Source organism: Streptomyces sp. NPDC001750 (genome assembly GCF_042892615.1).
In the GTDB taxonomy this organism is placed as follows: Bacteria; Actinomycetota; Actinomycetes; order Streptomycetales; family Streptomycetaceae; genus Streptomyces.
Window position 1 is genome coordinate 213581 of record NZ_JBIAUE010000011.1, and the last position, 22627, is coordinate 236207.

At 72.5% G+C, this 22627-nt stretch carries 16 protein-coding genes and 1 pseudogene; 7 read left to right on the forward strand and 10 right to left on the reverse strand.

Annotation, left to right across the window (positions count from 1 at the left end; all coding sequences use genetic code 11):
- The first annotated feature begins 208 nt into the window (after positions 1 to 208).
- The 5 genes and pseudogenes from ACFYY6_RS19390 to ACFYY6_RS19410 all read left to right on the forward strand — a co-directional run.
- A complete protein-coding gene (locus tag ACFYY6_RS19390) occupies positions 209 to 1573 on the forward strand; it encodes a rhodanese-like domain-containing protein (protein ID WP_386607843.1) in 1365 nt (454 codons plus the stop codon).
- A 72-nt stretch (positions 1574 to 1645) separates the two neighbouring features.
- Complete coding sequence (locus ACFYY6_RS19395) at positions 1646 to 2122, forward strand: rhodanese-like domain-containing protein (RefSeq protein ID WP_389194338.1); 477 nt, start codon at positions 1646 to 1648, stop codon at positions 2120 to 2122.
- Entirely contained in the window at positions 2119 to 2868 is a 750-nt protein-coding gene (locus ACFYY6_RS19400; RefSeq protein ID WP_360108450.1) for a sulfite exporter TauE/SafE family protein, read from the forward strand. The genes ACFYY6_RS19395 and ACFYY6_RS19400 overlap by 4 nt, the downstream gene beginning before the upstream one ends.
- A gap of 155 nt (positions 2869 to 3023) precedes the next feature.
- The gene (locus ACFYY6_RS19405) at positions 3024 to 3602 is read left to right on the forward strand and encodes a rhodanese-like domain-containing protein (protein WP_351517066.1); all 579 of its coding nucleotides are present in this window, start codon (positions 3024 to 3026) and stop codon (positions 3600 to 3602) included.
- A 230-nt stretch (positions 3603 to 3832) separates the two neighbouring features.
- Positions 3833 to 4243, forward strand: a pseudogene (locus tag ACFYY6_RS19410) (excinuclease ABC subunit A); the annotation flags it as partial.
- 42 nt (positions 4244 to 4285) lie between these two features.
- Here the strand turns inward: ACFYY6_RS19410 and ACFYY6_RS19415 are convergent.
- The 5 genes from ACFYY6_RS19415 to ACFYY6_RS19435 form a co-directional block, all read right to left on the reverse strand.
- Positions 4286 to 4909 carry an SRPBCC family protein gene (locus ACFYY6_RS19415; RefSeq protein WP_351624503.1) on the reverse strand — a complete coding sequence of 208 codons (624 nt, stop codon included), beginning with the start codon at positions 4907 to 4909 and terminating at the stop codon, positions 4286 to 4288.
- A 227-nt stretch (positions 4910 to 5136) separates the two neighbouring features.
- Positions 5137 to 5268 (reverse strand): hypothetical protein, encoded by a 132-nt coding sequence (locus tag ACFYY6_RS19420; protein WP_351517067.1) that lies wholly within the window; start codon positions 5266 to 5268, stop codon positions 5137 to 5139.
- Positions 5269 to 5597: 329 nt separating this feature from the next.
- Complete coding sequence (locus ACFYY6_RS19425) at positions 5598 to 6776, reverse strand: acyl-CoA dehydrogenase family protein (RefSeq protein ID WP_351517069.1); 1179 nt, start codon at positions 6774 to 6776, stop codon at positions 5598 to 5600.
- The gene (locus ACFYY6_RS19430; protein WP_388652997.1) at positions 6773 to 7876 is read right to left on the reverse strand and encodes a CaiB/BaiF CoA transferase family protein; all 1104 of its coding nucleotides are present in this window, start codon (positions 7874 to 7876) and stop codon (positions 6773 to 6775) included. Before ACFYY6_RS19430 ends, ACFYY6_RS19425 begins: the two co-directional genes overlap by 4 nt.
- Before the next feature lie 77 nt (positions 7877 to 7953).
- Entirely contained in the window at positions 7954 to 9462 is a 1509-nt protein-coding gene (locus ACFYY6_RS19435) for an aldehyde dehydrogenase family protein (RefSeq protein WP_351517072.1), read from the reverse strand.
- A gap of 285 nt (positions 9463 to 9747) precedes the next feature.
- Here ACFYY6_RS19435 and gabT point away from each other — a divergent pair, with 285 nt between their 5' ends.
- Complete coding sequence (gabT, locus tag ACFYY6_RS19440) at positions 9748 to 11124, forward strand: 4-aminobutyrate--2-oxoglutarate transaminase (RefSeq protein WP_351517073.1); 1377 nt, start codon at positions 9748 to 9750, stop codon at positions 11122 to 11124.
- A 272-nt stretch (positions 11125 to 11396) separates the two neighbouring features.
- On the opposite strand, the gene ACFYY6_RS19445 is transcribed toward gabT, so the two are convergent.
- The 3 genes from ACFYY6_RS19445 to ACFYY6_RS19455 all read right to left on the reverse strand — a co-directional run bounded on the left by ACFYY6_RS19445 (position 11397) and on the right by ACFYY6_RS19455 (position 17166).
- Positions 11397 to 12902, reverse strand: a complete 1506-nt coding sequence (locus ACFYY6_RS19445; RefSeq protein WP_351517074.1) for a PucR family transcriptional regulator — start codon at positions 12900 to 12902, stop codon at positions 11397 to 11399.
- A gap of 246 nt (positions 12903 to 13148) precedes the next feature.
- Positions 13149 to 15125, reverse strand: coding sequence for a hydantoinase B/oxoprolinase family protein (locus tag ACFYY6_RS19450; protein WP_360108474.1), 1977 nt, complete (start codon positions 15123 to 15125; stop codon positions 13149 to 13151).
- Position 15126: 1 nt separating this feature from the next.
- Complete coding sequence (locus ACFYY6_RS19455; protein WP_351517077.1) at positions 15127 to 17166, reverse strand: hydantoinase/oxoprolinase family protein; 2040 nt, start codon at positions 17164 to 17166, stop codon at positions 15127 to 15129.
- A 140-nt stretch (positions 17167 to 17306) separates the two neighbouring features.
- Here ACFYY6_RS19455 and ACFYY6_RS19460 point away from each other — a divergent pair, with 140 nt between their 5' ends.
- On the forward strand, positions 17307 to 18917 hold the full coding sequence (locus tag ACFYY6_RS19460) for a PucR family transcriptional regulator (RefSeq protein ID WP_351517078.1): 1611 nt from the start codon (positions 17307 to 17309) through the stop codon (positions 18915 to 18917).
- A 102-nt stretch (positions 18918 to 19019) separates the two neighbouring features.
- Here ACFYY6_RS19460 and ACFYY6_RS19465 read toward each other — a convergent pair whose 3' ends face one another.
- Together ACFYY6_RS19465 and ACFYY6_RS19470 are read right to left on the reverse strand one after the other, a co-directional pair.
- Positions 19020 to 20513, reverse strand: a complete 1494-nt coding sequence (locus ACFYY6_RS19465) for an aminopeptidase P family protein (RefSeq protein ID WP_388653000.1) — start codon at positions 20511 to 20513, stop codon at positions 19020 to 19022.
- Positions 20514 to 21663: 1150 nt separating this feature from the next.
- A complete protein-coding gene (locus tag ACFYY6_RS19470; protein WP_351624513.1) occupies positions 21664 to 22620 on the reverse strand; it encodes a LysR family transcriptional regulator in 957 nt (318 codons plus the stop codon).
- Between the last annotated feature and the right edge of the window lie 7 nt (positions 22621 to 22627).

Here is a 22627-nt window from a genome sequence, read left to right on the forward strand (position 1 = left end):
GGCCGCCCGTCAGCAGGTCACGGCCGTCGCGACGCACTCGGCGGTCCGAGCGCGTCGCGACCCGGTCGTTCGCGATGCGCTCCCTCGCGATGCACTCGGTCTCGGCGCGCACCGGGCTCACTCCGCCCCGAAAAATACCCCCGGGGGTATCGTGCTATCGTCGTCACATACCCCGGGGGGTAAATGCAATCACTGGAAGGGAGTGCCCATGTTCTTCGTCGACACGATCGAGGTGGCAGGGCTCGGCAACCGCAGCTACCTGGCGGGCGGCGAGCGGACGGCCGTGGTGGTCGACCCGCCCCGTGACATCGACCAGGTGATCGCGGCGGCCGCGCGGCGCGGGGTGCGGATATCCCACGTCGTCGAGACGCACCTCCACAACGACTACGTCACCGGCGGTCTGGAGCTGGCCCGGCTCACCGGCGCGGCCTACCTCGTCCCCGCCGGGGCCCGCGTCTCCTACGACCGCGTGCCCGTGCACGACGGCGACCACAGCGAGATCGACGCCGAGGCCGGCCTGGCGCTGCGCGCGCTGGCGACGCCCGGCCACACCCCGCACCACACCTCGTACGTGCTCGAAGAGAACGGCAAGGCCGTCATGGTGTTCACCGGCGGTTCGCTGCTGATCGGCACCGTGGGCAGGCCCGACCTGGTCGAGCCGCGGCTGACGGAGCGCCTCGCCCGGGCGCAGCACGCCTCCGCGCACCGCCTGGCGGACGAGCTGCCGGACGACGCGGCGGTACTGCCGACCCACGGCTTCGGCAGCTTCTGTTCGTCACGGCAGGCGGCGGGCGAGTCCACCACGATCGGCGAGGAGAAGGCGTCGAACGAGGCGCTCACCCGTGACGTGGAGACCTTCGTCGCCGATCTGCTGGCCGGCCTGGACGACATCCCCGCGTACTACGCCCACATGGGACCGGCCAACGCCGCGGGCCCCGCCCCGGTCGATCTGACCCCGCCCGCCCCGGCGGACGCCGACGAGATCGCCGCCCGGCTCGCCGCCGGTGAGTGGGTGGTGGACCTGCGCAACCGGGTCGCGTTCGCCGAAGGCCATGTCGCCGGTTCGTTCAACTTCGAGGCCGAGGGGCAGCTCGCCACCTACCTGGCCTGGCTGATCCCGTGGGGCAAGCCGGTGACCCTGCTCGCCGAATCCGCGGAGCAGCTGGCCACCGCCCAGCGCGAACTGGCGCGGGTCGGCATCGACCGCCCGGCCTCCGCGGCCACCGGACAACCGTCGGGATGGGTGCGGCAGGGCGAGGCCCCGGCCTCCTTCCCGCGAGCCACGTTCGCCGATCTCGCGGAGCACCCCGGGGACGGCATCGTCGTACTGGACGTCCGCCGGGAGTCCGAACGGGCGGCGGGCCATGTGGCGGGCTCGGTCCACATTCCCGTCCACCTCCTGCACCGCCGCCTCCACGAGATCCCCGCGGGACAGGTGTGGGTCCACTGCGCCGGAGGCATGCGCGCCGCCATCGCCGCCTCCCTGCTCGACGCCGCGGGCCGGGACGTCGTCGCCGTCGACGACCCCTTCGACGCGGCCGAGCAGGCCGGGCTCACGATCCGCACGCACTGACGACGGCCGTCGCGGATCAGCGCGCCCAAGCGATCAACGCACCCCAGAGAACGAACAGGAGCGAGAACCACGATGAGCCTCTTCGGACGCGACCGGAGCGGCCCGGAACGGGTGACCGCGCAGGAGGCCGCCGCACGCACCGGGCACGCGCGAGCGGCCGGAAGCACCGCGGCCTCCGCGGCCTGCGGAACCTGCGTACTGCTCGACGTACGCGAACCCCACGAGTGGCAGGCCGGTCACGCCCCCGACGCCGTGCACCTGCCCCTCGCGATGCTGACCGCCGATGCCGCACTGCCCACAGAGGCGCGGGCGCGACCGGTCGTCGTGATCTGCCGGTCGGGAAATCGCTCCCGGCAAGCCGTCGAACTGCTCCGGGCCCGCGGCATCGAGGCCGTCGACGTCATCGGCGGCATGCGGGAGTGGGCCGAGGCGGGCTTCCCGGTCGTATCAAGCCTCCCGGTCGAGGACGGACCGCCGGGCGGGGACTCGCAGGACATAGGCAGCCCGCCGGGCGGGGACCCGCGGGGCGGGAACGGGACCTCCCTGTGAGCGCGGTGATACTCGCCCTGGTCTCCGGGGCCGTCATCGGCCTGGCGCTCGGAGCGCTCGGGGGCGGCGGCAGCGTCCTGGCCGTCCCCGCCCTGATCTACCTGCTCGGCTTCACCCCCGTCGCGGCGACCACGGCCAGCCTGGTCATCGTCGCCGTCACCTCCGCCACCGCCCTGTCCGCCCACGCCCGCGACGGAAACGTCCGCTGGCGTACCGGGCTGCTCTTCGCGGCGGCCGGGATCGGCCCGGCCGTGCTGGGCGGCGCACTCGCCGGACGCCTGCCGGAGGCCGTACTGACCGCGGCGTTCGCCGTGATCGCGGCCGCCGCCGCGGTACGCATGCTCAGACCGCGCCCGTCCCCGGAAGGCGCCACCGGCGCACGACCGGGCCGGGCGGCGGCCGCAGGCGCCGGACTCGGCGCGGTCACCGGTGTGCTCGGCGTGGGCGGCGGCTTCCTCGCCGTCCCCGCGCTGGTGAACGTCCTCGGCATGCGGATGCGGGCGGCCGTGGGCACCAGCCTGCTCGTCATCACCGTCAACTCCCTGGCCGCCCTGGCGATGCGCGCCGGTACGGCCGACGGCCTGGACTGGGCCGTCATAGCACCGTTCACCGGCGCGGCGATCCTGGGCGCCTGGGACGGCAGACGCCTGTCGGCGAAGCTGTCCGGGCACGCCCTTCAACGGGTGTTCGCCCTGGTCCTGCTGGCGGTGGCCGGCTTCATGCTGGTGGACGCGATGGTGCGATGACCGCCTGCCCGGGAGTCCGGCCGTCCGAGCGGGATTCCCTCCGACGATGACGGAATCGACTGCCTCCGTCCCCGCAGAACACTGAAAAATATACCCCCAGGGGTACCGCGCGCCCCGGTCCGGGGCGGCGACGACCATCAAGGAACACATCTGCCATGAACAGCCCCATCGCTCTCGACGCCGACCAGGCCCACGCCCGGCTGCACGAGCTCACCGTCATCGACGTCCGCACCCCCGGCGAGTACGCCTCCGGCCACCTGCCCGACTCGCTCAACATCCCCCTGGACCAGATCCGGCGCGCGCTGCCCGAGATCCGGCGCGCGACGGAGCGCGGCGACGTCCTCGTGGTGTGCGCTTCCGGCGCCCGTTCGGAAGGCGCCTGCGAGCTCCTGGCCGAGCAGGGCATCCCGGCGGCCACCCTCTCCGGCGGCACCGGCGCGTGGGCCGCCGCGGGGCACGACCTGCAACGGCCCGTCGCCTGTGACACCCGCGCCAAGTGGAGCATGGAGCGCCAAGTGCGCTTCACGGCGGGGACGGTGGTGCTTCTGGGCCTGCTCCTCGGCCTGCTGGTGCACCCGGCCTTCCAGCTTCTCTCGGCGGGCATCGCGGGCGGCCTCGTCTTCTCCGCGCTCACCAACACCTGTGGCATGGCCGTCCTGTTGGCCAAGTTGCCGCACAACCGTCCCCGTGCGGCCGATCTCGCCGCGACACTCACCGCACTGCGCCACCGCTGACCGACGGCACGGGGCGGTCGGCGCTCGACGACCCGATCCGCAGGCCCGCCCGCCCCGCCCGCACCTCGGGTACCGGAGACGAGCGATCGGCCGGGCACCCGTTCGGCGATCCCGTCGGCCCGACGCGTCACAGCACACTGGGCGCGTCACAACACACTGGGCACGCAACGGCCGCGTCATCAACCGGACACGTCCCCCGCGGATTCGACCCGGACGGCGGCCACCAGATCATCTCCCGCCACCTGCGGACCCTGCACGACGTCGGGCTCGGCTACGTCAAGCTCGGGCAACCGGCCACCACCCTCTCCGGCGGCGAGGCACAACGCGTGAAGCTCGCCGCGGAACTCCAGCGCCGCACGCGCGGACGCACCCTCAACGTCCTGGACGAACCCATCACCGGCCTCCACACGGCCGATGTCGAACCGCTGCTGACGGCACTTCAGCGTCTGGTCGACGGCGGCAACACGGTTGTCGTCATCGAACACAACCTCGACGTCATCAAGACGGCCGACTGGATCATCGACATGGGACCCGAGGGCGGCCACCGCGGAGGCCAGGTGATCGCCGAAGGCACCCCGGAACAGATCGCGCTCCAGCCCGGGTCCCACACCGGACGCTTCCTCGGCGGCCTGCTGGGCGCCGTCGGGTGACGATGACGCGACGGGGCCGCCGTCCCCGTCACCTCAACGGGTGCGGGCCTCGGCGGCGGCCTTCAGTTCGCGCAGCCACGCTTCGAGCCCCTGGCGCAGGATCTCGGTCGCGGCGGGGACGTTCGCATCGACCTGGGGACCGGTGTGGGTCTCCTCGGTGCTCACGCGGACGCCGCCCCCGACCTCGGTGACGTTCCATACGTGGATGCCGTCGATGCGCAGTCCCTCACCGACCGCGGGGCCGGTCCAGCGGATGCAGGAGCCGCGCCCGATCTGCTCGACGGTCGAGGTGATCTCCAGCTCGGTCGCCGGAGTGGCGGGGTTGGGCGGCACCGGGGTCGTCCACCGGAACGCCGAGCCCTGCCGGAACGGGCCGTGGTCGAGGCGTTCCACGGTCTCGACGGAGTCCTGCCAGGACGGCCAGCGCTCCACGTCCGTCTGCAGCTTCCAGATGGTGCGCAACGGCGCGTGAATCAGGGTCTCGGTCCGGTGGCGGACCCGCGCGTCGGGGTCGACGCCCTGCCCTCGGCAGGTGAGGGAGTCGCCGGAGTGGTGGGGGGTCGCCCCGGCCGGCGCGGCCGTGGCGCCGAGAAGACCGAAAGCCAGTGGGACGGTGAGCAGGGTGGCGCGGATGCCGGTGCCGCGGACGGTGGACATGGTGTTCCCCTTGCCGGTTTGTTCGGCGGGCGTCGCCTGCCGTGCGACGGCACTTCGACAACAGCCCTTGGATGCCTGCGCGTTCGCTGGAAGTTATAACCGGGCGCGAAACAAAAGGGCAAGAGTTTACGTGATAGATTCTAACGAAAACTTGAGGACATAGCGAACGGGCCTTCCCCGGGCGCTCACGGCGGACCGACCGGCTCGTGGCCGGTCGGGGAACGGGCTCAGCGGCGCCGGACCAGGGCGCGGCCGAGCGGCGTCAGCGCGTGCAGCACCATGCAGCCGCGCCGCGTACTGGCGAGGAGCCCCGCCCTGCGCAGCACGGAGGCGTGCTTGCTCGCGGTGCCGATGGACACACCCGTGCCGAGGGCGAGTTCACCCGCTGAGCAGGGCGGGTTCGGTGCCCGGAGGGCCGTGGCGCGCGTCCGCCCCAGCAGTTCGGCCAGGCACTCGGGATCCCCGGGCGACCGGGGAGGTGGCCGACAGGGTGCACCAGCACGAGGGAAGGTCCGGGTCGATGAGTGTCACCGGGGCCTTCGCGCAGAAGAACGACCCCAGCGAGCCGGCACGTACGCCGACTGCGACTGCACCCCGTACAACTCCATCCGTTTCGTCAAGTGACGGCAGCGCCGGTTCCGGGCGCAGGCGTGCGGTCGGCGCGCCCGGAACCGGCGTGCGGGGCGGGTCAGCGGTAGGCGGCCTGGCCGGTGAGGGCCTGACCGATGACCAGGGTGTGGATCTCGCTGGTGCCCTCGTAGGTGAGCACCGACTCCAGGTTGTTGGCGTGGCGCAGCGGCGAGTACTCCAGGGAGATGCCGTTGGCGCCGAGGACGGTCCGGCATTCGCGGGCGATGGCGAGGGCCTCGCGCACGTTGTTGAGCTTGCCCACGCTGATCTGCTCGGGGCGGATGCGGCCCTGGTCCTTCAGGCGGCCCAGGTGCAGGGCGAGGAGGGCGGCGTTGCCCAGGGAGACGCTCATGTCGGCGAGCTTCTTCTGGGTGAGCTGGAAGCCGCTGATGGGCCGGTCGAACTGCACGCGCGCGTCGGCGTAGTCGAGGGCCGTCCGGAGGCTGTCGCGGGCGGCGCCGACGGCACCGAAGAGGATGCCGAACCGGGCCTCGTTGAGGCAGGACAGCGGTCCGCGCAGGCCCTGGGCGAGGGGGAGACGGGCGGAGTCGGGCAGCCGGACGCTGTCGAAGTACAGCTCGGAGGTGATGGAGGCGCGCAGGGACATCTTCTGCTTGATGTCCTGGGTGGTGAAGCCCGGGGTGCCGCGGGGGACGAGGAAGCCCCGGACGCCGTCCTCGGTCTGCGCCCAGACGGTGGCGACGTCGGCGATGCCGCCGTTGGTGATCCACATCTTGGAGCCGTCGAGGATCCAGTCGCCGCCGTCCCGGACGGCCTTGGTCCGCATGGCGGCGGGGTTGCTGCCGAAGTCGGGTTCGGTCAGCCCGAAGCAGCCGATCGCCTCACCGGCGGCGAGCCGGGGCAGCCATTCCCGCTTCTGGTCCTCCGAACCCCACTTCCAGATGGAGTACATGGACAGCGAGCCCTGCACCGAGACGAAGCTGCGGAAGCCGGAGTCGGCGGCTTCGAGCTCCAGGCAGGCCAGGCCGTAACCGACGGCGTTGGTGCCCGCGCAGCCGTAGCCGTCGAGGTGCATGCCCAGCACGCCGAGCTTGCCGAGTTCGGGGGCGAGTTCGCGGGCGAAGTGCGCGTTCTCGAACCATTCGGCGATGTGCGGGCGGACCCGGTCGGCGAGGAATCTGGCGACGGTGGACTGGATCTCGCGTTCCTCCTCGCTGAGGGCGGAGGAGAAGTCGAGCAGGTCGAGGGGGTCCTTCATCGGCTTGGTGGCGCTCATCGTGTGCTCCTTGGGTGGGTGGGGTCGGGGGTGTCCAGCCAGTCGGTGATCTCGTCGGTGTGCTCGCCCAGCCGGGGCGGACGGCGGTCGTGGCGGGGCGGGGTGCGGGACAGGGAGATCGGGTTGGCGACGAGGTCCATGGGGGCGCCGTCGTCGCCGGTGACCGTGGCCCGGGGCGAGAGCCCGAGGCGTTCGGCGAGGTCGAAGGCCTGGGCGAGGTCGTTGACGGGGCCGCAGGGCACGCCCAGGGGCGTGAGGTGTTCGAACCATTCGGCCGCGGTGCGGGTGGCGAGCAACTCGCCGAGTTCCCGGGTCAGTCGGTCGATGTGGGCGACGCGGTCGGGGTTGGTGGCGAAGCGGGGGTCGTCGGCGAGGTGCGGGGCGCCGAGACCCTGGCACAGGGCCGCGAACTGGCGGTCGTTGCCGACGGCGACGACGAGCGGCCCGTCCTTGGTCGGGTAGACCTCGTAGGGCGCGATGGACGGGTGCCGGTTGCCCAGGATGCCGGGCACCTGCCCCGCGAGGGTGTATCCGGCGGACTGATTGACCAGGCTCGACAGCAGGGTGGAGAGCAGGTCGACCTCGACGTGCTGCCCCTGGCCGGTCGCGTCGCGGTGGCGCAGCGCGGCGAGCACGCCGGTCGTGGCGTGCAGCCCGGTGAGCACGTCGACGAGTGCGACGCCGGTCTTCACCGGCTGCCCGGGGCCGGGACCGGTGACGCTCATCAGTCCGCCGACGGCCTGGATCAGCAGGTCGTATCCGGGCAGGGCGGCGCCGGGCCCGGCGCCGAAGCCGGTGATCGAGCAGTAGACAATGCCGGGGTTGGATGACCGGACCCGGTCGTAGCCGAGCCCGTGCTTCTCCATCGTTCCGGGCCGGAAGTTCTCGAAGAGCACGTCGGCGCGGCGCGCGAGTTCGGCGGCGCGGCGCCGGTCGGCCGCGTCGCGCAGGTCGAGCGCGACCGAGCGCTTGTTGCGGTTGACGGACAGGAAGTAGGTGGCCTGGCCGTGGGCGTGCGGCGGGCCCCACGCCCGGGTGTCGTCGCCGGCGGCGGGGTGCTCGACCTTGACGACGTCGGCGCCGAGGTCGGCGAGGAGCATGGTGGCGTAAGGGGCGGCGAGGACGCGGCCGAAGTCGGCCACGAGGACGCCGCTCAGCGGCAGCGCGGAGGGAGTGGTCACGGTGTCGGCCCTCCGGAGCTTCGCAGGTACACGGTCGTGGTGCGGGTGAAGAACTCGCGTGCCGCGCGGCCCTGTTCCTTGGGTCCGTACGCGCTCTGCTTCGCGCCGCCGAACGGGACGTGCGGATCGGCGCCGGCCGTCTCGGAATTGATGTGCAGGATGCCGACGTCGATCCGCTGCACGGCGGCGGTCACGGCGCGCAGGTCGTCGGTGAAGACGGCGGCCGACAGGCCGAAGTCGCTGTCGTCGGCCAGGGCGAGCGCTTCGGCGGTGTCGCGGGCGCGGCGCACGGCGAGGACGGGGCCGAACAGTTCCTCGCGCCACAGCGGGTCGTCCCCGGCCAGTTCGACGACGGTGGGCGGGAGGAACGCTCCGGTCGTGCGGTCGTCGTCGTACGGGCGGCCGCCGGTGAGGACGTCGACGCCGGGGCGTGCGGCGGCCTCGCTCACGGCCCGCTGGATCCCGTCCCTGGCCCGCAGGGAGATCACCGGGCCCATCCCGGTGTCCGGGTCGAGGGGGTCGCCGACCCGCAGGGCGGCGGCCCGCTCGGTGAGCCGGGCGAGAAAGGCGTCGGCGACGGGCTCCGCGACGACGAGCCGGGAGGTGGCGGTGCACTTCTGGCCCGTGGAACGGAAGGCCCCGGCGAACACCTCGGTCGCGGCCAGGTCGAGGTCGGCGTCGGCGAGGACGACCGCCGCGTTCTTGCCGCCCATCTCGGTCTGCACGGGCCGGGCCAGCCGGCCGCAGGCGGCGATCAGGTCCCGGCCGACCGATGTCGATCCGGTGAACGTCACCACGTCCACCCCGGGGTGCTCGACGAGTCGGCCCCCCAGGTCTCCGTCGCCGATGAGCAGCGACAGCACGCCCTCCGGCAGCCCGGCCTCGACCAGGGCCTCGGCCAGCCGCACCGCGAGCAGCGGAACGGTGCTCGCGGGCTTCCACACGACGGTGTTGCCGTAGCCGAGAGCGGGGGCGATCTTCCAGGCCGGGATCGCGATGGGGAAGTTGAACGGGGTGACGGCCGCGACCACGCCGACCGGGCGGTGGATCACCTGGATCTGCTCGCCGGGCCGGGGCGAGGCAAACACCTCGCCCACGGGACGCGAGGCCTCGCTCGCGCAGTAGCGGAGGATCTCGGCGGCGCGACGCACCTCGCCGATCCCCTCGGCCCGGGTCTTGCCCTCCTCCCAGGACAGTTCCTCGCCCCACTGCTCGGCGTGCGCGTCGATGACGTCGGCGGCCCGGTCGAGGATCCGGCCGCGTACGTGATGGGGGGTGGCCGCCCAGCGGGGGAAGGCGTCGCGGGCGGCGGCGACCGCCTCGTCGAGGTCGTGCTCGCGGGCGAGCCGCCCGGTCGCCACCGTCTCATGGGGGCGTGTCGGGCTGGTGTCGACGAATTCGTCGCCGTCGCCGGGCCGCCATCGCCCCGCGACCAGGTGACGCAGGGTCCGGGCCGGCCCCGGGACTCCGCCCGCCGCCACGCTGCTGCCTGCACTGTGCCGCATCGGCCTTCCTCTCGTGACTCCGTACGCGTCCATGACTCCCGTGCGCACCCGTGGGCCGGCACGCGTCCGCGGTCGGCCCACGGGCTCGTGTCCCTGGGGCCGCGCGCGCCGTCCGTCGGGGCCCCGGGCGGTGAGGACGATTCTGGGGACCGCGTGGGCGCCACCGCACTGGACGGGATGTCCCGAACCCGAGGGCTCCGGCACGCCGCTTCGTCCATGGCCGCGGTCGCCGGGGCGGTGTTTGGCTCGGTGCCCCCATCCCCGCAGTTCCTCGGAGGACCTTCCATGCCCCGTGCTTCCCGACCGGTCGGCGGTCCCGGTCTCACGCAGGTACGACGGATCACCGGCGAGATCCCCGGCCCGCGCTCGCGCGAGCTGCTGGCCCGTCAGCGCGCCCTGGTGCCGGCCGGGGTCGGCTCGACGCTGCCCGTCTTCGTGGAGGCCGCCGGAGGCGGAGTGATCGTCGACGCGGACGGCAACTCCTTCATCGACTTCGGCAGCGGCATCGCCGTCACGACGGTGGGCAACTCCGCCCCGGCCGTGGCGGAGCGCGCCGCCGCCCAGCTGCGCCGCTTCACCCACACCTGTTTCCTCGTCAACCCGTACGAGTCGTACCTCGACGTGTGCGCGAAGCTCAACGAGTACGCGCCCGTGCCCGGTGAGAAGCGCACCCTTCTGGTGAACTCCGGTGCCGAGGCCGTGGAGAACGCCGTCAAGATCGCGCGAGCGGCCACCGGACGGCCCGGCGTCGTCGTCTTCGACCACGCATTCCACGGGCGCACGCTGCTCACCATGAGCCTCACGGCCAAGAACAAGCCCTACAAGCAGGGTTTCGGTCCCTTCGCGCCCGAGGTCCACCGCGCCCCGATGGCGTACCCGTACCGCTGGCCCTCCGGCCCGGCCGACTGTGCCGCGGAGGCCGCGGACGCCCTGGAGGACCTGCTGGACCGGCAGGTGGGAGCGGACAACGCGGCCGCGGTCCTCGTCGAGCCGATCCAGGGCGAGGGCGGGTTCATCGTGCCGGCGCCCGGGTTCCTCCCCCGGGTCGCCGAGATCTGCCGGGCCCGCGGCATCCTGCTGATCGCCGACGAGGTCCAGAGCGGCATCGCCCGTACCGGGCGCATGTTCGCCTGCGAGCACGAGGGCGTCCGGCCCGATCTGATCACCACCGCGAAGGGCCTCGCGGGTGGTCTGCCGCTGGGCGCGGTGACCGGCCGGGCGGAGCTGATGGACGCGGTGCCGGCCGGTGGACTGGGCGGCACCTTCAGCGGCAATCCGGTGGCCTGCGAGGCCGCGCTCGGGGTCTTCGCCGAAATCGAGGCCCATGACCTGCTGGAACGGGCGCTCGCGATCGGTGACACCATGCTCGGGCGGCTCGACGCGCTGCGTGACGCGCATCCGGTGATCGGGGATGTGCGCGGCCGGGGTGCGATGGCCGCGATCGAGCTGGTGGAACCGTTCGGCGAGCGGCTCCCGGCGCCCGATCTCGCCGCCCGGATCGCCCGGCGCTGCCATGCGGAGGGGCTGATGGTGCTGACCGCGGGCAGCTACGGCAACGTGCTGAGGTTCCTGCCGCCGCTGTCGATCCCCGACGACCTGCTGGTGGAAGGGCTGTCCCTGCTCGGCGAGGCCGTCGCCGCGGAGGCCGCGTCCGTCGTGTGACCGGCGTCCCGCCGCGGTCTCCGCGCCGGGCGGGCCGGCCCCGCCCGGCGCCGTCGTCCGCCTCCCCGCCCGGCGCCGTCGTCGGCCGGGGAGGCCGGGCTCCTGCCGAGGGCTGTCCCGTCATCCGTGACGGATCGGCGCGCGGCGTCGGACGTGGTGCGTCCGTCGCAGGACGGAGGGGCGCCCGCATACCGGATGCACGCGGGCGTTCCGGCAACACGGCGAGGTGCAGCGGCCGGTCTCGGGCGCCCGCCGGGGACGACGGACAGTTCTCAGACCGACAGCGCCAGCAGGAGCTCGGCCCGGACGTGGGCCGCGTCGAGGTCGACGCCGAGGAGGCTCCGGATCCGTTCCAGGCGGCCGCGCAGGGTGTGCCGGTGCACGCCCAGGACCGCGGCGGCGCCCTCCCACTGCCCGTTGTGTTCGAGGAACACCCGCAGCGAGGCGACCAGTTCGGTGCCGCGCCGGGCGTCGTAGGCGGCGAGCGGGCCGAGCCTGGCCTCGGCGAGTGCCTGGAGCGCCGCTCTCGTCCCGGGGTCGGCGATCAGCGTCCGCCCGGCCAGCGACTCGAAGGCGACGAGATCGGGGCGGCCGCGCGCCCACGCCGCCGACGCCGCGTTCATGGCCTCGCGCAACGCCGCCGGGCCGTCCCCCGGATCGTGTACGTCGCTCAGGCCGGCGCAGGCGCGCGAGCGCGGCCGGGAGGGCGCACCGTCCGCGAGGGCGCGCGCCGTCTCCGTATGGGCGCCGGGCAGCAGCACCACCGCGCACCCCTCGTGCACGGCGCCGAACAGGGGCAGGCCGCGCCGGGCCAGCTCCTCCCCCGCCCATTTCAGGTCGCGCCGCGGGTCCCCGCCCCGCAGCGCCAGGACGCGGACGCCGTCCCGGAGCGGGAAGCCCGACTCGGCGAGGTGGTCGGCGCAGGCCGTCGCGGTAACCGTGCCGTCCAGCAGCATCCGCAGGAACATGCTGTTCACGCGGCTCTGCTCGTCCCGCAGCCGCAGAGGCTTCTCCGCCTCCAGGGCGATCAGCGAAGCGGCGTGCCCGAGGAGCAGGTGGTCGACCGTCGTGAGGGGCCGCCGCGCGGTCAGGATCAGGCGCCCGTGCGCCCGGGGCCCCACGCGTACCTGCTGCACCGCCACCACCCCGTCGGGGCCGGTGCTCACCGCCGCCGCTGCCTGGTCCGCCGGGCACGCTCCGGCGAGACCCCAGGGTTCCGGCGCGCTCGCACCGGGCGGGTGGGAGGCCCGTGCGGCGCCGTCGTGGTCCAGGAAGAGGACGGACGTCGTGGTGGAGACGGCCAGCTCCCGCACGACGGCCTGTGCGCCGCCGTGCAGTGCGGCCCGGGTCATCCGGGGCTGGATCCGGGATGCCTGGACCACGCCCTCGTACTGCTGCTCGGCGAGCCGCTCCATGACCGCCTTGGTGACCGCCACGAAGGGTGTGGGCAGGGGCACTTCGAGCAGGGGCAGCCCGGTCTCGTCCGCGGCCTCGACGAGGGCGTCGGGCACCCGCGCGTGCGACAGGCCGACGCCGAACCCGACCGCGGCCACCCCGGCCTTGGCCAGCCGCCGGGTGTAGTGCCCGCGGGCCTCGGCCGAGTCCGGGAGCCGCAGTCCGGTGGTGAGCACGAGTTCTCCGCCGCCGAGCCACGGCACGGGGTCGGCGAGCTCGATGCTGTGCGCCCACTCGACCTCGCGGTCCAGGTTGTCGTGTCCGGCCAGCACCTTCAGGCGCAGTTCCTGGCGCCGCAGCAGCCAGGCGAGGGGTACGCCCACGCTGTTCGTCTCCGTTCGGTCGGTCGTCCGGTGGTGCGAGGCCGCGAGAGCCCGCGTCGAACTGCCTCCGGCCGAACGAGGGCGGTACGACGACACGGCCCGGCCGGTCTCCGCGAGGTCAGAGGTAGCACATCGCGCAGACCGGCCGTCACCGGCCCGCCTGACCGGGCCGCGCCCCGTCGGCGCGCCGGGGAGAGCGCCGACGGGGATTTCCGGGCGGGGAGGCGCCCGGGGTGTGGGGGCGGATCAGGCCCAGTGGGCGAGCGCGCGGTCCCGCAGGGTGCGGCGGAACTGGTCGGTCGTCTCCCGGAGCAGTTCGCCGGTGCCCCAGTCGACGATGACCCCGTAGCGACGGATCATGTCGAGCATGTCCACCTCACCGGCGCGGTAGCGCTCGGCGAGTTCCTCGGGGTCCTGGGCGAGCCAGCCGGCGCGGGCGGCGGCGATCTCGGCGCGCAGGGCGGCGGTGGCCTCCTGGTCGAGTTCGTACTCGTCGAGCTCCGGGCGTACCGGCCGGATCACCACGCCGTAGTCCTTGGCCGCGCGTTCGAGGGAGACGTAGCCGTCGATGACGTCCTCGACGACGAGGCGAGGGTCGCGTTCGAGCGGGTCGCCGTATCCTCCGCCACCGGCCGAGGGGCGGGTGAAGGTGTCGCCGGACTCGACGGTGACGTTGGAGAAGACGCTGCCGAGGAACCGTTCCTCCTCGGTGCCCTTGTTGAGCCAGACGCCGTGCGGGACGGACGGCAGACCGCCCTCGATGCCCCAGGTGATGGAGCGGGCGCGGTCGCAGCAGTACGACATGACGGTCTTCTCGGCGTCGGTGAGCAGGCCGCCCTTGTCCACGCCGCAGCCGCCGCGGTACTTCCCCGGGCCGCCGGAGTCGGTGGTGATGCCGTGGGTGGTGGTCAGCACGGGAGACAGGCGTTCCTGGCCCTCCAGCGGCTGCACCGCGAGGCCCGGTCCGAACACCGGGGACGTGGCGTTGGAGCCGTCCTTCGTGCGGCGGCCGCCCCAGCCGCCGGCCATCCAGTCGTACCACATGAAGTACGGCCGCTCCTCGGTCCGGCCGTCGCGCCCGCCGACGAGGAGGTATTCGAGATTGAACGAGCAGGCCATGGCCCGCTCGGGCAGGATCCGCGACCAGATCTCGATGATCGCGTTCATCAGCTTCTCGTAGGCTCCCGAACAGAATCCGGTGACCGCGATCGGCCACCCGGCGTTCACGACCGTCCCCTCGGGGCCCAGGTCGCCGAGCACCACGCGGTAGAAGCCGGAGTTCAGCGGCACGTCGGGGAAGAAGGTCTTGGTGCCCGCGTAGAGCGCCGAATACGTGGCGCCGTAGCCACTGTTGAGGAAGGTAGCGACGGCGGGGGCGCTGCCGGACAGGTCGTAGGTGACCGTGCCGCCCTCGATCGTCATCCTCACCCGGATCGGTACGAGGGCCTCGTCGGCGCCGGGGTCGGCGTCGAGGTGGTCGACGGCCTCCCAGGTCCCGTCGGGCAGTTCGCTCACCTTGCCGCGCACCAGGTCCTCGACGTAGTCCTGGACCTCGGCCATCGCCGCGACGACGGTGCCCTGGCCATAGCGGTCGACGAGGCGCAGGAGCTCGCGCTCGCACACCGCGGTCGCCTCGGACTGCGCGTGCAGGTCGCCGAGGCCGACGAACGGGGAGCGGGTGTTCTGCACGATCAGCTGGGCGACGTCGTGGCGGAAGTCGCCGCGGTCCCAGATCTTGAGCGGCGGGATGCGCAGGCCCTCGCCGAAGTGTTCCGTCGCGGTGACGTCGAACGAGCCGGGGACGGTGCCGCCGACATCGGCCCAGTGGCCCTTGTTCTGGGCGAAGCCGATGATCTCGTCGCCGGCGAAGACGGGCCGGATGAAGCTGATGTCGTTGAAGTGGGTGCCGCCGCGATAGGGGTCGTTGATGGCGAAGACGTCGCCGGGGTGGATGTCGTCGCCGAAGTACTCGATGACCGCCTTGCACTGGAAGTGCAGGGTGCCGACGTGCACGGCGATGTCCTGGCTGCCCTGCATGACGGTGTTGCCCTGTGCGTCGCACAGCGCGGAGGAGAAGTCCCGGCAGTAGATGACGAAGGAGTAGCAGGTCCGCAGGATCTGCTCGCTCATCAGGTCGACCGAGGTGGTGAAGGCGTTCTTCAGGACCTCGAAGGTGACCGGGTCGAGCGTCCGCTCGCGCGGGAGGTGCTCGGTGGTGCTCACGTCAGGCCTCCTGGAGGTGGATGCGGATGTTGAGCCAGGCGTCGATCTCGGCCTCGGCGCGGGGCGGGACGACGACGGTGGAGTCCAGTTGCTCGACGATCACGGGGCCCTGGAGCCGGGTACCGGCCGGGAGGTCGTCGCGGCGGTGGATGCCGGTCTCGGCCCAGCCGGTGCCGGGGAACCAGACCTGCCGGGTGGACGCCGGTTCGGGGGCCGGGCCCTCGACGGGGTCGTGGGGGGCGAACGCGGGCTTCGGCGTGACCCCGGTCGCCCGCAGGCCGAGCTGGTAGATCTCGACCGGGGTGTCGTCCCGGCGGAACGCGAACTCGCGCTCGTGCTCCTCGTGGAAGCGCTCCACCGCCTCGGCGAGGGCGCCGGGCCCCGTGCCGCAGGGCACGACGAGCGAGCGCCACTGGCCCTGGTAGCGCATCGAGGCGTTGCGCTCCAGCACCGCGTGCTCGGGCGCGACGCCTTCGTGGGCGAGGCGCTGCGACGCCTCCCGTTCCAGTTCCTGGAAGGCGCGTTCGAACTCCTCGGTGTCGGCCTGGTGCGCCAGGCAGGAGAACATCGCGGACAGGTCGTGCCGGATGTCGACGAGCAGGCAGCCGAGCGCGGAGGTGACGCCCGGGTTCGGCGGGACGATCACGGTCGGGATGCTGAGCTCGCGGGCGACCTCGGCACCGTGCAGGGCGCCCGCGCCGCCGAACGCAACGAGCGCGAAGTCGCGGGGGTCCAGGCCCCGCCGGATCGAGACCAGCCGGACCGCGTCGGCCATGTTGGCGTTGGCGACCTCGACGATCGCCCCGGCCGCCTCGGCGAGCGGGAGCCCCAGCGGTTCGGCGATCTTCGCGACGGCCTTCTCCGCCAGTTCGGGCCGCAGCGACTTGGCGCCTCCCGCGAGGCTGGTGCCGAGCCTGCCCAGGACGAGGTTGGCGTCGGTGTTGGTGGCCTCCTCGCCGCCGGTGGCGTAGCAGGCGGGGCCCGGGGTCGCGCCGGCCGACTGCGGGCCGTTGCGCAGCGAGTCCGCCTCGTCGATCCAGGCCAGGGAGCCGCCCCCGGCACCGATGGTGAGCACCTCGATGCTGGGGAAGATGATCGGGTAGCCGTATTCGACGGACCACTCCTTGGTGGTGCGCAACTCCCCCTCGTGGACCAGGCAGATGTCGGTGCTGGTGCCGCCCATGTCCAGCCCGATCGCGTTCGGGTACCCGCACTGCGCGGCGACGTGCCGGGCGGCGATGGCACCGGCCGCGATGCCCGAGGCCGCCAGGCGTACGGGGAACCGGCCCACCATCCGCGGGGTCATCGAGCCGCCGCCCGAGTGCAGCAGGAGCAGATCGCCCTCGTAGCCGCCCCGGCGCAGGTGGTCGGCCAGCCGGTCGACGTAGCCGGTGACCAGCGGGGCGAGCACGGCGTTCGCGACGGTGGTGTTGAACCGCTTGTACTCGAAGATCTCCGGGAGGACCGCCGCCGAGGTGGACACGCTCGCCCCGGGCAGCTCCTCGGCGAGGATCTGCGCCATCCGCAGTTCGTGGGCGCTGTTGGCGTAGGAGTTGACGAAGCACACCGCGACCGTGGTCACGCCGCGGCGGGCCAGCAACCGGGCCAGCCCGCGGGCCTCCTCCTCGTCGAGCGGGGTGACGACGCGGCCCTCGGCATCGATCCGCTCGGCCACCTCGAAGCGGTCGCGGCGCCGGATGTAGGGGCGCGCGATGTCGGAGTAGGCGTCCCAGAGGTCGTCCTTGGTGCCGTCCCGGATCTCCAGCACGTCCCGGAAGCCCCGCGTCGTCACCATCGCGGCCGCCGGGAAGCGACGGGTGATGAGCGCGTTGGTCGCGACGGTCGTCCCGTGCGAGAAGAGGCCGACGTCCGCGAGGTCGATCCCGGCCCGCTCGACCCCGGCGACGACCGCGCGCATCGGGTCCGCCGGTGTGGACGGCACCTTGGTCACGCGGGTCGCGTGCGCCTGCTCGTCGAAGACGCATACATCGGTGAACGTGCCGCCGACATCGACGGCCACACGAAGTTCTGGCTTTGGCACAAGTGCTCCTGAGGTGGTGGGCGCCGCGATTGCGGAATGGAGAACAGGATGGGGAACCATCGGCGCCCGGTCGATGTGCTCTCCTCCAAACCGGCGGACCGAGGGTTGTGCCGCAGTACAAAATTTGATTCGCTGCGTGCGTGTCACGGGCCCGGAACATCACGGTGCGAGGACTGCTCGCGGAGCGTCATCTCGGTCTGAAGCTTGTCAGCGAGGGCGATCTCGACCGCCGGGTCCGGGGCGCGCACTCGGTCGAGATCGAGGGCGCCGGGAAGTGGCTGCGCCAGGACTGGCTCATGCTCACCACGGGCCTGAGGTTCGTGGGTCTGCCGGATGCGGAACGGCAGCAGCGGACGCTGGTCGAGGAGCTCGTCCAACGCCGGGCCGCGGCGCTCCTCCTCGGCGTCGGCGTCCATTTCCAGGACGTGCCGCCCGCCCTGCGCCGGGCCGCCGAGGCCGCCGGACTGAATCTGCTCACGGTGGACCCATCGGTGCCGTTCCTACAGGTGGAGCAGTACGTCTACGAGGCCGAGCTGTCCTCGGACGCCCATCTGCTGCGCCAGCGCCTGCGCATCCAGGAGGACCTGCTGGAGGCGCTGTCGGCGGACCAGCCGATCAAGGCCCTGGTGCACCGGATCGGTGCGCTCACGCATGGCTCGGCCATTCTGTACGAGGAGTCCGGGCGGGTGGTCGAGTCCACCGGCCAGGGCCCCACGATGCTCATCTGGAGCGCGGTGCGCGCCGGCAGCAGCCATGGCGGCCGACACGGCTTCACCGTCGGGCGCTGGCACGTCGCGGCGCGTCCGGTGGCCCTGCGCGGTGTCGGGTACTGGATCGCCATCGCCTCGCGCCGCGAGCAGGTCGTCGACGAACTCGGCCAGCCCATCCTGGACGCGACCCAGAAGCTCCTGGGAGCGATGCGGGGACTGCGCGCCCTGACGACGGCCCAGTCCGTGACCGAGGCAGCCGAGATCCTTCGTACGATCCGCGCGGGCATGACCCCGGACACGGCCGCCCGGATCTGGGACCGGCTGCGCCCCTTCCGTTTCGAGCGGGACCGGACGATGCGCGCGTTCGTGGCCGCCCCGAAGGCCGGTACGGCACCCCCGCGCGGCGACGGCCCGGCCCCCGTGCTCCCCGACCCCCGGGACGTCCTTCTGGAGACGGCCCAGACCTGCGGTCTGCCGCTCGTCCTGGAAGCCGACGAGGCGGGCGGATTCAGCGGCCTCGCCGGTGACCGTGTCGTCCTCGACCACTGGCTGCGGGAAGCCGCCCGCACCCACCACGTCGGACTGAGCGAGCCGTTCGAGGACCTCCACCTCGCCCGCGCCCGGACCAGGGACGCCGAGCGCGCTCTACGGGTGGCGCTGCGCCGTCGGCACGCCCGTGCCGGGGAGGGCGTCGCCGGGCGGACCGAACGGCCAGGGTCGGTCCTGCGGTTCGAGGACGTCGACCTGGCCACCTGGCTGCTGGCGAGCCGCGACGACGCCGCGGTGGCCGCCAAGGCGCACCAGCAGCTCGACCGGCTGCTCGCCCACGACGACCTCGTCGACACCGTCGTCGCGTACCTCGGCTGCGGGCTCGACGTACGGGCCGCGGCGGAACGGCTCTACCTGCACCCCAACACGGTGCGCTACCGGCTGCGCAAGTCCGAGGAACTGCTCGGTTCCCCGATGAACTCGCCCGCCGTCATCACCAACCTCTTCCTTGCCCTGCACGACAGGGTCGACGCCGCGTGGGAGACGGACTGAGGGGGCTGCGGCACGGTCCGGCGCGCCGGGTGCCCCGGCCCTTCGCCCCCGGCCCGCGCGTCGGGGTGCGGGGCCGGGCGAAGGGATCCGGGGTCCAGTGGGTCAGGCCAGGAGGCGGGCCATCCATGCCTCGACCTCGTCCGCCTGCCGGGGCAGGGCGGCGGAGAGGTTCTCGTTGCCGTCCTCGGTGACGAGGATGTCGTCCTCGATGCGGACGCCGATGCCCCGGTACTCCTCGGGGACGGTCAGGTCGTCGGGCTGGAAGTAGAGGCCGGGTTCGACGGTGAGCACGATGCCGGGCTCCAGCGTGCCGCTGACGTACAGCTCGGTGCGGGCGGCGGCGCAGTCGTGGACGTCGATGCCGAGCATGTGGCCGGTGCCGTGCATCGTCCAGCGGCGCTGGAGGCCGAGTTCGAGGACCTTGTCCACGGACAGGTCGCCGAGCAGTCCCCAGACGACCAGGTGCTCGGCGAGTACGCGCTGGGCGGCGTCGTGGAAGTCGCGGTAGGCGGCGCCGGGACCGACGGCGGCGATGCCCGCCGTCTGGGCCTCGTACACCGCGTCGTAGATCTTCCGCTGGAGCGGCGTGAAACTGCCGCCGACCGGGAGGGTGCGGGTGATGTCGGCGGTGTAGAGGTTGCGCGTCTCCACCCCGGCGTCGAGCAGCAGCAGGTCGCCGGAACGGACCCGGCCGTCGTTGCGTACCCAGTGGATGGTGGTGGCGTGCGGGCCGGACGCGCAGATCGAGGCGTAGCCGACATCGTTGCCCTCGACGCGGGCGCGCAGGAAGAACGTTCCCTCGATGTAGCGCTCGCTCGTGGCCTCCGCCTTGTCGAGCACCTTCACGACGTCCTCGAAACCGCGGGCGGTGGCCTCGCAGGCGAAGCGCAGGTCGGCGATCTCGAAGTCGTCCTTGACCCGGCGCATCTCGGAGAGGAGGACCCGGAGCTCCTCGTCCCGCTCGGCCGTCACCTTGTCGGTCAGGGCGGACTCGATGCCGGTGTCGTGGCCGCGCAGTACGCGGACGGGGCCGGTGGCCTCCTTCAGGCGGTCCGGCAGCATGCGGACGTCCGCGCAGGGCAGGCCGAGGAGTTGTTCGTTCTCGGTGAGGCTGTTGCGCCGGCCGTCCCACAGTTCCCCTCGGTCGGACAGCCAGAACCCACCGTTCTCGCGGTCCGAGCGGGGCAGCAGATAGGCGGTCGCCTCATGGCCGCCGTCCGTGCGGGGTTCCAGGACCAGCACGCCGTTCTCGGTCTGGTCGCCGGTCAGGTAGGCGTAGTCGGACGAGGGCCGGAAGCGGTAGTAGGTGTCGTTGGCGCGGACCTTCAGGTTTCCCGCGGGGACCACCAGGCGCTCGCCGGGGAAGAGGGCGGAGAGGGCGGCGCGGCGGCGGGCGGTGTGCGCGGCCTGCGGGACGGGCTCCAGGTCGTGCCGTTCGGTGTCGGCCCAGCCCCGGGTCATGTTCGCGGCGAGTTCGTCGCTCACCTGCGGCTCCAGACCGTTCTTCCGTGGCTTCACGGCCTCGGCGGCCCGGTCGTCCTCGGCGCCTTCCGGGCTCGGCGGTTCTTCCTGGTTCCCGGACGTCCGCTCGGCCACGACTGCCTCCTGAATCGATTCGGTCACGAATTCCTGCCCCTCCGACTGCCTTCCCCGTCACATGCGCGGTCGGCGTTCATGCACGGTCGGTCAGCCATCGTATGGGGGAAGATCAATATCCGTCTCGTGCCGCGCCCCGTCCACAATCAATCGGAAGAATTTCGGGAGAATTCGGTACGGGGAAATCACTCGACAACCAGATCTCTCAAACCGCCGGAAGATCAAGGGCGTTGAGACCGAGGAGGGCCCATCCCAGTATCGGCTGGTCGCTACGGCCGACCAGGGGGCGCGGGGGTCGGGGCAGCCATGTGCGGGATCTGTCAATTTCCTTGATGTGCCGGACTGAATTTTCTGTCCTCCGGACCGGGATCGTCACGTCTTCCCAGAACGGTCTCTTCCTGATCGGGATCTCCGCGGTTTCCCGGGACGGCCTCTTTCACGTCGGCAGGAGCATTGTGTCCGCAGGCGTTTCGGAATCGTCTTCCGACTCGGTTTCCTATTTCCGATCACTGCGGTCGCCCGACGCCGCCACGCCGGCGGCGTGGGGCGTGGTCGGGCGGCTGCCGACCCGCCATGCGGTCCATCAGCTGTCTCGTGTCCGTCTCGGCGGTGACCGGTTCGCTGAGGGCTGTCCCGTGACCCCCGGCGGGCGCGCGACGACAGCTACGGCACCTCGCCGCGTTGTCGGAACACCCGAATACGTCCAGTATGCGAACGTCCCTCCGCCTTGCGACGCACCGCATCCGACGCCGCGCGCTGATCCACCAGGGATTACGGGACAGCCCTTGGCCGAGGCGGGGGCGGTGGCGGCCACCCCCGGTCGGCGGCCCGAGCGCGCCATCGCGGTGCCCGGTGTGTGGCCGTGCTCGCGGGCGTCGCGATCTCCCCCGGGCTGATCGCGGGCAGCACGCTGCTGGAGTCGGTGTGCCCCAGGGGCGCTGTCGGACCTCCCCCGCCTCCGTGCCCGTGCGCCGGGGCCGCCGGACCTCGCCGGCCTCGGCGTCGACGAGGCGGCGGACGCCGGAGGTGATGTGGCTCCGTTCGGCACGGGGCCGCGGCCGGCGCAGGACACGCCGGGGCGCGAAGAGCCGGCTGGTCACGCGGGCGTTCCGACCACAAGACGCGGTGCCGCAGTGTCGTCGGGCGCCCGTCAGGGATTAGCGGACAGCCCTTGAGCAGGCTGAGCCCACGTCGGTATCCAGATCCCGCTGTCGGGGCGGCCGGGGTATGCGGACGTGAGGTGGTTGCGCAGTGCGGTGAGTGCGGGGTGCGGATTGTCGGTACGCCAGATCAGCGAGTGGGGATAGACCGGGGCAGGGTCGCGCAGGGGGATGCGCCGCAAGTCGTAGCCGGAGGGCCAGACCAGCGGAGTGTGCTTGCTGACGAAGGTCGCCAGTGTGGAGGACTCCGCGATCGTGTCGAGGAGCGGCTCGATGCCGAAGTCGGGGCCGATCGAGTCGATGGTGAGACCGAACGCGGTGGCGAGTTCGTCGTAGTAGGCGGCCCACTCGGTGCCGGGCATGTTGCCGGGCATCCAGATCCGGCGCCCGGCGAGCTGCGCGGGAGCGATCTCGTGGGCGGCGGCGAACTCGTGAGCCGGTCCGGTGAACAGATACAGCGGTTCGTCGAAGACCGGTGTGGCCTCGAGACCATCGGGGAGCCGTCGGCCCGGCATGGTCACGGCGCGGAACGTCGCGTCGATCATCCCGGACCGGACGGCGGCGATGGCTGTGTCGGAGTCGAACAGGGTCACGACATCGAGATCGGTCTCGGGATACACGCGATGGAAGTCGCGCAACAGGCCCGCCAATGAGAGCCGGCGGCCGATCACGTCGACGCGCAATGCCCGGCGCCCCGGCCGCACGGAAGCGGCTGCCCGTTCCTCGGCTTGGAGGAGAGCCCGGGCGTAGGGCAGGAACGCCTGCCCGTCGATGGTGAGCCGGGCTCCGCGGGCCGTACGACTGAACAGCTGCACACCGAGGTCCTTCTCCAGCACGGCGATGCGCTTGGAAACGGCCTGCGGGGTGATCGACAAGTTGGCGGCGGCTTCTTGGAACTGCCCGGCTTCCACAGCAGTGACGAACGTGCGCACGGCAGTGAGGTCCATGCCGACC